This window comes from Mycobacterium sp. RTGN4, assembly GCF_033804635.1.
In the GTDB taxonomy this organism is placed as follows: Bacteria; Actinomycetota; Actinomycetes; order Mycobacteriales; family Mycobacteriaceae; genus Mycobacterium.
In genome coordinates this window covers 18311-32181 of sequence record NZ_JAPZLB010000005.1, presented here as the reverse complement: position 1 = coordinate 32181, position 13871 = coordinate 18311, and the positions used below count along the sequence as shown (strand labels likewise).

At 65.3% G+C, this 13871-nt stretch carries 7 protein-coding genes; all 7 read right to left on the bottom strand.

The annotated features are described in order from the left end of the window. Nucleotides 1-7: 7 nt before the first annotated feature. Genes SLQ30_RS12100 through SLQ30_RS12070 form a run of 7 tightly spaced genes read right to left on the bottom strand, consistent with a single transcriptional unit; the run spans nt 8 to nt 13584 of the window. Nucleotides 8-8896 (bottom strand): alpha/beta hydrolase, encoded by an 8889-nt coding sequence (locus tag SLQ30_RS12100; RefSeq protein WP_319446539.1) that lies wholly within the window; start codon nt 8894-8896, stop codon nt 8-10. Nucleotides 8897-8937: 41 nt separating this feature from the next. Then, the gene (locus SLQ30_RS12095) at nt 8938-9243 is read right to left on the bottom strand and encodes a hypothetical protein (RefSeq protein ID WP_319446538.1); all 306 of its coding nucleotides are present in this window, start codon (nt 9241-9243) and stop codon (nt 8938-8940) included. Beyond that, a complete protein-coding gene (locus SLQ30_RS12090) occupies nt 9240-9704 on the bottom strand; it encodes a YbaB/EbfC family nucleoid-associated protein (protein ID WP_319446537.1) in 465 nt (154 codons plus the stop codon). The genes SLQ30_RS12095 and SLQ30_RS12090 overlap by 4 nt, the downstream gene beginning before the upstream one ends. Next, nucleotides 9701-11422 (bottom strand): hypothetical protein, encoded by a 1722-nt coding sequence (locus SLQ30_RS12085; RefSeq protein WP_319446536.1) that lies wholly within the window; start codon nt 11420-11422, stop codon nt 9701-9703. The genes SLQ30_RS12090 and SLQ30_RS12085 overlap by 4 nt, the downstream gene beginning before the upstream one ends. Nucleotides 11423-11453: 31 nt before the next feature. Further along, nucleotides 11454-11780: a hypothetical protein gene (locus SLQ30_RS12080; protein ID WP_319446535.1), complete on the bottom strand. Its 327-nt coding sequence runs from the start codon at nt 11778-11780 to the stop codon at nt 11454-11456. A gap of 24 nt (nt 11781-11804) precedes the next feature. Further along, nucleotides 11805-12824, bottom strand: coding sequence for a 3-oxoacyl-[acyl-carrier-protein] synthase III C-terminal domain-containing protein (locus SLQ30_RS12075; RefSeq protein ID WP_319446534.1), 1020 nt, complete (start codon nt 12822-12824; stop codon nt 11805-11807). Further along, entirely contained in the window at nt 12811-13584 is a 774-nt protein-coding gene (locus SLQ30_RS12070; protein ID WP_319446533.1) for an ESX secretion-associated protein EspG, read from the bottom strand. Before SLQ30_RS12070 ends, SLQ30_RS12075 begins: the two co-directional genes overlap by 14 nt. Nucleotides 13585-13871 lie beyond the last annotated feature (287 nt).

Genomic DNA, 13871 nt, shown 5'->3' with positions numbered 1-13871 from the left:
CGTCTAGTCATTGTCTACCGGTCGGACCGCGCATCGGCGGCAGATCGGGTGGGTGCTCCGGGTCGACACCCATCGCCTCGTTCACGCTCGCGCGGCTGCGGGTGGCGCTGGCGATGATGGCTTCGTAGATCTCGTCGCCGACCCGTCCCCTGGTGCGCTGTCGTTCGACGAGCTCCTCGAACGTTGGATTCGGCTCGTGGGCGATCAGGAATTCCGCTGTCTCACGGTTGGCCATGAGCGAGCGTGTCCAGGTTCGGATCGACGCTCGAAGAGCGTACAGGCTCCGCGCTCGCTCTTCGAGGCCGACGCCGTCGCGCTGGAGTTGCTCCCGAACGTCCCGCATCCGCAGTTCGAACGTGGTGTACACCGTGCGCGCCTCGGGGTCCGACAGGGTTTCCGCGGCATAGTGACTGTGGGTAGCCGAGTCGACGATGGCTTCGTAGACCGCGTCGCCGGTGAGCCCCTTGTGCTCGTTCCTGGCGACCAGCTCCTCGAAGGAGGGGCTGCTTTCGTTCTCGGCAAGCCAATCCGCCGCAGTCCGATTGCTCATCAGCTCGCGCGTCCAGGCACGGAGCGAGCCGCGCAGCTCCGATAGGAGCCTCGCCCGCTCGTCGGCGCGCACGCCGTCGCGTACGAGCTGTTCGTTGAGCTCACGCAGGCGGAGTTCGAAATCGGAGTACACAGAAGTGGTTTCGACATCGGACAGGGTGCCCGGCGTGAAGCGGCCGTGGGTGGCGGATTTGATGATGGCTTGATAAGCCGCTTCCCCGACCAATCCCCTTTCCTCATTTCGGGCCACCAGGTCGTCAAAGGTGGGATTGCTTTCGTTGGCGGCGAGCACCTCCGCGGTCACCCGATTGCTCATCAATTCGCGCACCCATTCGCGAAGCGAGTTGCGGTGCCCGGCAAGGATTCTCGCGCGGTCTTCGGTCCCGACGCCGTCGCCAACGAGTTGCTCGTTGAGCTCGCGCAACCGGAGCTCACCGTTGCTGTGGACCGCGCTTGCCTCTACATCCGACAGCGACCCCGACGGGTAGTCCGGCAGGCCGAGTTCGCCAACCGGATCGGGCAGCGCCGCGACGGTGCCCAATTGAAGGGGAACGTCTGGCGACGGTGCATCGACATCCGCGCTTAGGTACTTGACCCCGTGCCACATCGTGTCGGTCAACAGTCGACGGCCCAGGTCGGGTGTGTCGGGCGTAGCCAGCGCCGCGAGGTCGATGGGCTCGGGAAGATCGGCGCGCGTGGGATCGAGTCGCTCCACCATCTCGTCGATGACCGCCCGGGCCTCTGGGCCTACCGTCTCGCGCAGTTGAAGGGCAGATTCCTTGATGCTGCGGAGCGAGTCCTGCAGCCGCGCCGGGTCGGGAGCCCAGGTGAAGCCCCGACGGGCCCAGGCATGGCCGCCGTCCTGCTCGGTGCGCATCTCGATGCGATCGACCCCGCAGCGCGCGTAGTAGCTCTCCAGTTGATCGGTGAGCGCTTTGGAGAACCCCTTGAATCTGAATTGGTCGTCGGGAATGTCGACTACGTCGTCATGAACGACGAGATTGCCTGCAGCATCGCGGTAGAACGTGCGCTGGAGGAATCCGACTTCCTCGTCACCATTGAGGATGGAACCGCCGATGATGACTTCACCCCTGCGCTCATTTGGTTCCGCCCGCCACATCTCGACGCGATACGGCCCGTAGACACCTTCCAAATCGTCTGCGAGCCTGCGGACTTGCTGCCCGTCGAGGTTGTCGACGACGTCGCCGAGCGGTTCGGCGTGGCGGGTGTCCACCTGGCGGGTCGCCGGATCCTGGGCGCGGTATTGCTCGGTGGTGACTGCGGGGTCCGGCTCACTGGGATGGCCTTGGACATCGCCGATCGAGTCGGCGGCATGCAGCCGCAGGGGAACGTCCAAACCAATGGGGTCGACGGGATTGCCGTTGGCGTCGAGGTAGCCGGCGGCGGTGCGGGTGACGGCATCCTGGCCCCAATGCGGTGGCCACCCCGAACGCTCCCGGGTACTCGGGTCATACAAGTGGATCCGGCCACCGTCGTTGACCGCGAGGTATGCATGCCCACCGGAGCGCCTACCGGCCCAACGCGACGCCAGCACGGCCGACGAACCGTCGCCCAGTTCTCGTAGCCTGTCGGCCACCTCGTCGTACGTCGCGAACCGGGAATTCGACCCGACGGCTTCGAACAGCGCCCAGGCCGGCACCCCCATGAGCGAGCGGGCGGTCGCGACACTGATGTCGCGGCCGTACATGGTCGACAACTCGTCGGCCACCACGTGCGCGCAGTCCTGGTTGGACCGCGCGCCGGAACCCAGTCCGAGCATGTGTTTCAGCCGTGCCCCGAAACCGCTGTGCGACTGCGCCGTTGCGTCGGCGGCCGGGCCACGCGGCATGTACCTGACGAGATCCAAACCACTGCCGTCGCGGCGCAGACCCAGGCCGTCGAGCAGCCGGCGGCCCAGCGCGGGTTCGTCGGGAGTGGCAAGGTTCGCGATATCGACAGGCTCTGGTAACCGGGGGTTCCGGGGATCCAACTGACGCACGACCCGATCGAGGGCCGCCCGAGCCTCCGGGCCGACCTGGTCTGACAACTGGTGCGCCGAAACCTTGATTGCGGCGAGCGACTTCTGCAACGCGAGCGGATCCGGATCCCAGGTGAAACCCCTTCGGGCCCACGAGTAGCCACCTTTGTCATGAGTGTGCAACTCGATCCGATCAACACCGGAGTGCACGTAGTAACGCTCCAGCTCCGAGGTGAGCGCCTTGGAGAAGCCTTGGCCGCGCAAATGCGCGAACTCTTCGGAGATGACCAGTCCGGAGTGATAGGCGACGAGATTGCCATCGCCGTCACGGTAGAAGACGCGCTGGATGGTGCCGATCTCCGTGTCGCCGTGGAAGATTCGCCCAGTCAACATCACGTCGCCGTTGACCACCTCGCCCTCCAGCCGGATACGGTGCGGCCCGTACACGCCGGACAAGTCTTCGGCAAGCTGATTGACGCGGGCCTCCGACGGGTTGTCGACGACGGTGCCTAGTGGCTCCGCCCAACGGGTGTCCACGTCGCGGGTGGTTGGGTCCTGCGCGTGGTACTCCCCTTGCAGCCCTTGGACGTAACCGATCTTGTCGACTGCGCTCCGACCAGCGGGAGCGCTGCCAGCCGGATCAATGGGACGGCCGTCGGCATCGAGGTAACCGACGGCGGTCTGGGCGACGGCGTCCTGGCCCCAGTACGGTGGCCAACCCGTGCGCTCGCGCGTGAACGGATCGTGGAGGTGGATCTCACCGTCGACGTTGACCGCGAGGTAAGCGTGGCCGCTGTACCGTCCGCCTGTTCGTGCCCAGCGCGACGCCATCAGTGCCGATGAACCGTCGCCAAGCCGCCGAAGGGTTTCGGCGACGTCGTCGTACGTCGCGAATTGCGACCTTGATCCGACGGCGTCGAACAATGCGCGGGCGCTCACCCCTCTTTGCGAGGACCCTTCATCGAGATGGATGTGCTGGCCGTACATCTCGGACAGTTGGTCGGCCACCAGGTGCGCGCAATCGTGGCTCTGTCGCCAGCGCGGGTTGAAGCGGTGGTGGGCATCGCGGTCACCGGCGAACTGGCCGCCGGGGTCGACTTCGAGGCGCAGGGGTCGGTCACCGGCGGGTTCGATCGTGCGCCAGCCCAACTTCCACCGTGGGCGTACGTCGATCGTGCGGTTCGGCTCGTGGTGCAGCCGTTCGGTATGGTCGGCGAGGATGCGGCCGAAGTTGGCCAGCGATTCGGTCCGAGCCGCTGCCTGCGGCGTTACCAGCCATTCGCGGGGGCCGTCGGTTTCGAGGTAGTCGAAATAGGCGTTGTGTGTTGCGGTGGTGTCCTTTCGGTCCATCGACGCCGGGAACTCGGCGGTGACCCGCGTGCCGCCGAACGATCTCATCATGGGGTCCATGCCGAGGCCGATGCCTGCACGACCGTGCGATCCGGGCGTGCGCCCGCCAGCCATCGAGACCGGATCCCGCGATGAGGACGCCACGTAGACACGGCCCTGGTCGATACCGAAGTCACGTGCGTGGCGCAGCGGCCCTGCACCGGGCGAGCCCACCAGTGTGACCGTGCTGATGTGGCCGGCGAGCCGCCCATCGCGACCGGCGAAACTGGTCGTGGTCGACCCGTAGGAATGTCCGAAGATGTGATTGCCGGTGAAGTGGGTGCCGTCGCCGGCGAACGTGTCGCGTGCCGCGTTGAAGGCGCGCACATCGCTATACAGGATTTCACCGCCGTTGCGCGCCAGACCCTTGCCCATGACCCGCCAGGTGTGTCCGTCGTTCGGCGCGTCATACCCGATCCAGGCGATCGACGCCGCCGACAGTGTCGGCTCCTCGCGCAGGGAGGACTGCAACGTATTGAGTGCGCAGTTCATGCTGTAGTCGAGCTTGTCGAGCGTGGTCCCCAGACCCGGGACGTACCAAGCCACCGCATCTGCCTTGTACGGGTCCTCACCGAAACTGACGAGCGCACGACCGTCGCCGCCGAACGCAAGCGGGTCGAACGCCAACAGCAGCGGGCGCCCAACGCCTGCCCGATCGGCCGCGACCGCCGCGTTGTGGAGCGCAATGTCGAGCTTGTTCATCCGAAGTAGAAAATCGAGCTCTCGGGGTGTCAGCTTTACACCCTCGGCGAGCTTGGCCTGCACCTGCGCGGCACGATCGCGGAACCCGTCCAGCCTGTTGCGATTCGCCGTGTCTCGATCCTCGGCGTATACGCCCTCGGCATTGCCGATCTCGCGCGGATGGGTCCGGATCAGAGCGTGGCGCTGCTCGTCGGTGAGTCCGGACCACCAAGCCGCGTTGTGCCGCGCACGCGCTTCGGCCACTACGGCCCGGTCGAGCGGATTGACCAATCCGTCAGCCGCCACTGGCGGCACCCGTTGGGCCAGTGCCTCATTCGCAATTCGGGCAACTTCGGGGTCCAACCCCGGCGGGGTGTCCACGTCGATTTCTGACGTCGGCTCGGCGTCCTCGTCGATCGCCGCGAGCTCTCCGGTGACGCGGTCGGCCTCACGTGCATCCCCTCCACGCCACCGCGGATTGAGCCGGTTCAGTAGGTGGCGATCTCGCGAGTGTCGGAGACCCGTGTCGCCGTCGAGGCGCAGCTGCCGGTCGGCGGCAGGCTCAAGGGTGCCCGGTCGGCGTCGGGACTCGTCGACCGTGCGGTGCTCATCGGTGTGAACGTCGTACGAATGCCCGGCGATCACCCGGCCGAAGTTGGCAAGGGACTCGGTGCGCACCGGGGGATGCGTGACCTGATCAACGTAATCGAGGTAGGCAGTATGAGTTCCGATGGTCCCCGTGGTATTCAGCGCTGCCGGGAACTCTGCGGTGACACGCACAGCGCCAAAGGAACTCATCGCAGGGTCAAGTCCGAGCCCAAGGTTCTGAATGATCCGACCGAAATGGCCTGGCACCCGACCGCCCAAGGACGTGACCGGATCCCTCGACGACGACGCGACGAAGACATTGTCGGCGCCGATGCCGAAGTCGTCGGCATGATGCAGTCGGCCGGCGCCAGGCGAGCCCAACAATGTGACCGTGCGGACGTGGTTGGCCAGCCGCTCGCCTTGCCCGGCGTAACTGGCGGTGGTCGACCCATAGGAGTGGGCGAAGACGTGATTGCCCGTGAAGTGGCTGCCATCGCCGGCCAAGGTGTCCCGCGCAGCGTTGAAGGCCGTGATGTCGCTGAACAGATACTCACCTCCGGCGCGCGCCAGGCCGGGCCGTATGACGCGCGCAGCATGCATGTCATTGGGCGCGTCGTAGCCGATCCATGTGATCGACGACGCCGACACCGTCGGCTCCTCCCGTAATGTGGACTGCAGAAGGTGCAACGCGTTACGCATGTTCTTGTTCAGCTTGTCGATCGTGGTCCCGAAACCGGGCACCAGCCAGGCCACCACGTCCGCTTTGTACGGGTCTTCGCCGAAGCTGACGATGACGCGACCGTCCCTGCCGAACTCGCGCGGATCGAAGTAGAGCAACTTGGGACCACCGACTCCCGCGCGCGCCGCCTCCATCGCGCCGTTGTGCAGCGCAGTATCGATCTTGTTGACCCGCAGCAGGAATTTGAGCTCTTCCTTGTCCGGACGCACACCCCTGTCCAGCCGGGCCTGAATCTCGTCGGCCTTGTCGCGAAAGTACTTGAATCTGAGGCGGTTCGCCGTATCGCGATCGTCGGTGAATATGCCCTCGGCAAGGCCGACCTGCCGTGGGTACGAGTGAATCAGCGCGTCGCGCTGTACGTCGGTGAGCCCCGCCCACCAGGCGGCGTTGTCGCGTGCCCGCGCCAGTGCCTCGTCGCGGTGGCGGAAATCGTTGACCAGTTGGTCGGCGGATATCCCTCTGTGCGCCAATGCCTCATCGGCGACAGCCTTCCCATGGAAGGTGCCCTCGGGCGGTTGGTGACGCGTATCGCTGACATCTGGTGACTGCTCCGACGACCGGTTCCCATGGTCAAGAGCCGGGTCGTGATCGCCGTGGTGGGCGGCGTCGCCGTCGCCGGGAAGGCCTTGGACATGGCCCACGACACCCGCAGCGGCGAGCTCCCCGGCGCGCTCCCGCAGCGGATGCACGGCCTCGCCATGGGAATTCAGATAACCGACGGCCGTACGGGATACGGAGCTTTCACCCCAGTGCGGTGGCCATCCGGAACGCGTCCCAGTGAGTGGATCCTCGAAGTAGACGTGCCCGCCCTCGTTGACCGCGAGATAGGCATGCCCGCCACGGCTCGGGCCTCCGGCCCACGACGACGTCACTATCGCCGACGACCCCGGCTCCATTTGCCGCAACACCGCACCGACTTCGGAATAGCTCGCGAATTCTGCTCTGGAGCCGAAGGTTTCGTACAGTACTCGGGCTGGTGCGCCTTCGGATGTCGAGAACGGCGCGAGCTCAATCCGCCTGCCGTACCGTTGCGACAGCGCCTGTGCGACGCGGTCCGCACAGTCCGCGCGCGGCCGTACCGGTGCGTCCCCGGCAACGGTCGCCTGGTCGACGCGGGGCGTGCTGGTTCGGTCGTCCGCGGTGACTCGGGCGACCGCAGCCTGCACATCGTCGCCCCGTGCGGTCGCCTGCGCCCGTGCCGCGGTGTTGTCCTGGACGCGCGCGGCAGGTGTTTCCGAAGCCTTCGACGTGGATGCGGCGGGGGGTGGAGCTGACGACGTCTCGTTGCGCACAGTGGGTTTCGGCGCCTCGGAAGCCTGGGTCTGGACATGTGTTGTTGGCGGCGCTGCCGCGGCGGGTGTCGGTGTGTGCGTGGCCGGCGAGCCGGATGTCAGCGATGTGGCCGGTGTAGCGGGTGTGGCCGCCGGATGATCTTGTGCGACAGCCGGATCGACGTCGCTCGCGGTCGGACTCGCGTCCGCGTGGGTGGACGGGTCAACCGCGGGCGCGGTGTCGGCGTGCGACGCGACGGGCGGGTCGACGAACGACTGGCTGGTCTCGGCGGACGCATGCACGTCGGGCGAGTGCACGTTGTGGGTGGGCGCAGGCGTGGTGTCCGTGACGGGCGCACCCGACTCCGGGTGGGCGTCGGGCGAATGGGTGGGCGGGTCGACGGCGTCCCCAGTGTGCTCAGTGTGTTTCGACGGCGGCGCGGCATCAGAGCCACCAGCGTCGTCGTCGGTCGACTTGCGGTCGTCCAGCGGATGTGCAGGCGAATCATGCTGGGCCGCTGCATCATTAGTATGTCGTGCGGCAGCGGGCAGTGGCGCGGGGCTGGGCGAACCTGCCACACCGGCGCCATCGCTACCGTGTGTTGTGTGGCCGTTGGTCGACGACGTGTCGACGCGGGGTTCGGGCGCCGCGGTCGTGGAGTCGGCGCGCTGGGATCCATCCTGGGACCCGTCCGATGGTCCCACCGGGGACAGGTCCGGCGGCGGACCCTCCGGCGTCGGGGCGCTGGGGGGCGGGGGTTCGGCATGCGGATCGGCGCCCTGGTGGCCCCCGTGCTCGGCGTGTACACCGCCGCCCTTGATTCCGCCGATGCTGGAGGAGGCCGAACCGGCGAGCACCGATATCGTGTCGAACTCGCCGCCAACCGACACCGTGCCCGCGACATTGCCTGCCACGCCTGCGGAGAAGAATGTGGTGACACCTTTGACGGCGGCGCCCAGTTGGCTACGCGCAGGCCCCAGACCGCGCGCCACCGGGGCTGCGGTTGCACCGCCAGCGGCTCCGCCGACGAAGGAGGCGATCGCGTTCTGGCGAAACAGGTCTGGTCGGTACTTCGCGGTTCCCTGCCCGACTTGGATGCCCTGGACGACCCCCTCTTGCAGTAGCCCTTGACCGAGTTCCTGGAAGGATTCCTTGATGCCTTCGTGGACGAGGTGCTTGATCGTCGTCCGGGTCATCATCTGGCCGAGGTTGGTCTCGATGCGCCGCAACATTTCCCAGACGATCCGGCGGATCGACATTCTCGTCATCGCCTCGACGGCGGGGATGGCCGCCGTCGAGGCGCCCCCCGTCGGAACCTCGTTAGCCAGGCACCAGGCGATCTCGGCTGCTGCCATGGCCAGCCCGGCGATAATCGACAGCTTGCCGTATTGAGCCTCGGAGCCAAAGTTGTTCGCCCCGTCGCCGAGCGCCACCGCGCCTTGGGCGAGCTTGTCGACCGAGTAGTCGCCGCCGAACAGCATGGCGAACTGATGTTGGGCGGCCATGGCGGTGTCACCGAACAGTACCGACAGGGTTTCGTTGCGAACCCTGTTCAGGTCCGGTATCAGGTCTTGCAGCTCACGTGCGGCATCGGCGAAGTGCTCGCTGATGCGAAACATCTTGGTTTCGCTGCCTTGCGGCCATTCGCCTCCTGCCAGGTATGACACCCACTGCAGGTCGGGCGGAATCTGAATGTCCATGGGAATCGGGAGCGGCGGTGCGCCGCACCAAGCCGCCGAGCCTAGGCCTGGTCGCCGCGCTCGAAGGAGTCCGCAGCGTCCTTGAGGGCGCGCGAATAGTAGTCGAGCAGTTCGGTTTTGGCGGCTACCGACCCGTGCACCCACTGCAGCTGGGCCAGATACCCGCCGCTGCCGTCGGCGAACTGATCGCCCGTCTTGTCATCGCCCCAGGCGGGGCCTTCGGCGCTCAGCCGCTCCTGCAACGCCGACAGGACACCCTTCATCCTGCCGCTGACTTCTTCAAGGTGTTGAGACGTCCCGCGCAGTTCGGGCGGTGTCACCCCAAGGAATTCGGCCATTCGATTCATCTCCTCACCGTGGGGAACGCGTGCTCTTCGCTACCATCGTCGTCGTCGTGCTCGGGCCGCAGCGCGGCACCGACGGGTTGGCTCCACGGCGCCGTCAGCTCCCGCAGATCGGGAGCGCCGTCCACGATGTCCGACAGCGATGGAAACCGTTTGCGCCGTTCGTTGATCGGCACCATCATCTCGGCCACGCGCCGGGCCGCGTCGCTGGCCGCCGCCTCCGCCGCTTCCGTGACGTGACCTCCTAGCTCGTCGAATTCGTGCTCGTCGAGGTAGGACTCGTCGATCACCGTCTCGATCAGCTGACCGCGAGCATTGACGGTCACTTCGACCATGCCGTCGGCCACCGCGGCCGTCGCAGTGACTTCCGCCTGCTTCTTCTGCACCGCTGCGATGTCGGCCATCTGCTCTTGAACGAGGGCCAGCACCTCGGTCATCTCATGCCGCATGTCGTCATTGCTCACTGGCCCGGCACCTGCAGTGGCTGCTCGACTCGCGGGGCGCCACGCGGGACCCGTCGCACGTTGGGGCTTACCCGATCTGGCTGCTCGGCCCGGTCGGGTTGATCGACACGCGATTCGGTTGATACGCCCTGATTTTCGGGCGCACCGACCACGGCGACCACCGCATCTGGATCACCGACGACGTCCTTGCCGTTCTTCTTCCGTCGCAGCGCCTTGTTTACCTGGTGCCCCTTGCCGTTCTGATCGCCGCGCTGACCTGCGGCCGGCGCGCCCGCGCCAGGGCTACCTGCGCCGCTGCTGCCAAGGCCCGCCCCGGTGCCTGCGGCGGGGGTGGACGCCTTTGCCGCGGCCGACGCGGGCATGTCCATGGTCTTGGCGTTGGACAGGGCGCGCGGGACCGCTGCTCCGCCGGCGGCACCACCGCCGCCCTTGCCGAGGCCGGCACCGCCAAGACCTTGCGGCCCGAGCCCGAGCACGCCCTCCGGCGGAGTCTGCGCTCCCGCCCCGGTGGGGTCTTGCCCGCCTTGGGCGGCGTTCTTCGCTGCATCGGCGGCTTGACCGGCCGCGTCCTTGGCGGCGTCCATGGCCGCGCTGAGCGGGCTGGTGAGGCCGTTCAGCGCGTCCTGCCCCATCGGCGACGTGGGATCGGCGATGTTGCCAACCGCAGTGGTATCCGACGCCTTCGGTTCGGGAATCTTGAGCGGCTCAAAGGCCTTTGTTCCGTTGGTGTTTGGCGGTGTCGTCCCGCCGAATGGACTCATGCCCCCACCGCCGCCGCCAGGCACCCCTGGACCGGAGCCGCCGGGGCCGGCACCCGGGCCAGCACCAGGACCAGCGCCCGGTTGCCCGAACGTCATGTCGGGTGGGGCGGGCAGGTTGGGAAAGTCGGCCGTCACCGCTTCGACGGTCGGGGTGTAGGTATCCCGAAAGAGCTGCACCGCGAGCTGGTAGTCCTTGATCGAACGTTTGAGCTGATTCATCTCGTTGATCGCTTGCGACGCAGCGACGTAACCGTCGCTGTTGTTCCGCAGCCGACCGCTACCGTCGAGGTGATACCTCGAATTGAACGACTGCACTTCCTGGTCGAGTTTGGCCTTGTCAAAGTCGCCACCGTCGATCAACTGGCCGTTCGCGTCGTTGGGAAACCGCGACTGGATGCTGGTGAAGGCTTCTTTCAGCACCGTCAGCCGGTTGGCGATTGCGTCCGAGGACGGCGTGAAGTCGAAGATCGAGGTTTTGGTGACCTGTTCGGTCGCTGCGTCGGCGGCGTCTGCGCTTTCGCCCGACCACTTCCCCGAAATCACGTGCCGGACAGACGTCTTGAAGTTTTCCGAATTGGTCTTGAGCGTGTTGCCGTGTTGCGTCCATGCCGTTGCCAGCGTTTGGAGCTTGTCGGGTTTCAGCGCATCGCTTTCCTGGCGTAGTTCGAGGAATGACCGGCTCTCCCAGTTCCAGGCCGATCCGCCACGGAGCTCTTTCCCGACCTCCTGGTAGGTGCTGTTGTCGGAAATCAAGCCGGGAACCTCGCCGAGCAGCGCGCTGTTCGGCTTGTACTTATTCGGGTCGGTATCCGGTGCAGCGGACGGATCCGAGAGATCGAGGAGGTGACCGTTCTTGTCCAGCAGCGCTTGCCGCTCGGGATAGTAGGTGTTGGTCACGTAGGAGTCGTCGTACTCTCCACCCATAGTGGCGCCGACGTAGTTTCCAAAGCTGCCCATGATCTCGTTTCCGTCCGACCCTGGCGGGCGATTACTTGCCGTCTGCGGCATGCATCGCGGCGACCGCGTCACCAGCCGTCTTGACGAAACCCTGTGTCTGAGCGAGCTGATCCGTGAGGTACTTCGTCAGCACGGTGCCGCGCGCATTGAAGGCTTTCTCCAGCAGCACCGCAAGGGGATTGTCCGCCGTGCCGAAATATCCCGTGGTGTCGTCGAGCGCATCGTTGATGAGTGTTTGCAGACTGTCCTGGTAGGTCGTGGAGGCCTTGTTGACGTCCGCAATCACGCCCTCATCGAGCTCGAGGTAGAGCTTCTTCGCTCCGGTAGCGGTATCGAGTGCATTCCAAGGGTTGGTCATAGTGCTCCTGTTCGATCATCGGTACTAAGACATTGGCGCATTGAACGGCAGGGTCACCTCTTTCTCGATGCGAATCAGGACCGCTGCCGAATTGACGAAGTTTCCAGCGGCGAACAACAAGACCAAATCGCCCACCTGCACGATCTTCTCGTTCAGCAGGTAGGCGAGGTTCACGCAGAAGTCCGACACCGTCAGATGTCCGAATCGCGCGGCGAATGAGTGGAGTCCAGGGGTTGGCTGCAGCTGCGCGTGCTTGGCAAGCATGTCCGTGACATGGCCCGGTTCGATGAATGAGGGTGCGAACCAATCGATCTCGGCTGGATCTAGCCCGATTCGTTGGTAGCACTCGGTCACCGTCGCGATGGCCGTCTTGAAGCTGGCCACCGCGTTGCGTTCGGCGTCCCCCGGGTGCTTGGCGTCATGCCGCTCGAACCTGGCGACCCAATCCCCCAACGTCGGAAATGACGGGTCGTCGATGCCACGATCTGCCCTGCTACGCATCATGTCGGCCGACGGATTGTAGGAATGTGCGGCGACCGACAGAATTCGTGCGAAGCCCTCATGCCGGTTCAACACCGCGCAGAACGCGCTATCGCCCATCAGTGAACCTTCGGTCATTGGACTTGCCGCATAGTCGGTTCGGTCGAAGATGAAGTTGCTGTCACCGCCGGTCACCATCGCGTAGTCACCGGACCAGCCCGCGTCGAGTACGGCATCGGCGAGCATCAGGCCGTACAGCCCGCCAGAACAGAACTGCCGGAGCTCCGTGGCGGCGCCTGCAGACGCTCTGTCGAGCACCGATTGCTGGAGTGAATTCTGTATTGGCCAGAAATGTTCGCCTTGGTACAACGAGCCGCAATGGAACGAGGCCGCAAGTCCGTCGGCGGCCTCGGACAGTATCGAGGGGTCGAGCTGGCTGGCCGCGATGTCCACCATTTCGTGAACCGATGCCAGTTCAGCAGCCGTAGTCGACAGGTGCTTCGGATGACCAGCTGCATCCGTACCTTCCGGAACGTAGACCGAAAGGGCGCTAAGGTACGCCATTGAAGTCTCGATCCGATCTTGCCTCCGAAAGTCTTTCCGCCGCCGTCGATTGACGCTCCTCTACCCTTTCGAAGGCGTTCAAGAGATTCGGAACCGTGGCGGGAATGATCTGAAACGCATCGACCCCTTCGTTCACCAAATACGCGCCATCATCGGCGACGTTCACCAGCGTCAGATAGTTCGCGTTCCGGAGTTCATAATCCAACGTGAAGTCGGCGGAGCCGGCCAGCAGGATCGACGCGGTGATCGTCGAATCGCGAAAGAGGTCCGCAGGAGTTTCATCCTCGAGCAGCGCATCCCTGCGTGGTTTGGTCCCTGGCTTGTAGTCGGGTAGGGCTTCCAATACGACTTGGGGAAAGTCGTCGTTCACACAGCCGATGATCTGTACGTCTTCTCCGAATAGCGGCTGCGCACTGGGGTCCTGGGTGATGACGGGGCAGTATCCCGTCGTCCCGATCACGGCGAAGAGACGGTAGAGCTGACCGCCCTCGATCCGCCCGAATCCCTGCACGATGAACGCTGGAAATCGCAGCGCTTCGAGGATGCGTACCCGATTCTCCGTGAGCTCGGCGCGCTGGCGCGCAAGGGCGGCCATCCTGTCGGCCTCGACGTCCGCCACGTACTGCTGCCGGTTCCGATACGCAAGCGGAAAGGGGAGGTAGTCAAGGCCGAGCGCTTCCCAGATGCATCGGAAGTCGAAGCCACCCATGAACCAGGGTTCGACGCCATGGCGCAGCGGCGCCACGTCATCGGTGATCATGCCGGACCTAGCAAATTCGGCGGCGTGTCGGCGAACGCCGTGTACTCCGACTTCACACTCAACGTCGCGATCCATTCCCTCCAACGCGCGGAAAGCTCAGCCACGCACAGGCGATTGATTGCATGTTCAAGCGTCCACGATCGCACGGGCGCTCATGCTGGTCAACGCAAATTACCCCGAACGTTCACCCAGCCTATGCCGTTGAGCCACAAGCACTCCGGAGGTTGGGCGGACTGCTCCGAACACCGCCTTTGCCTGCAAACTGGTCGGCAACGGCATTTACGCAA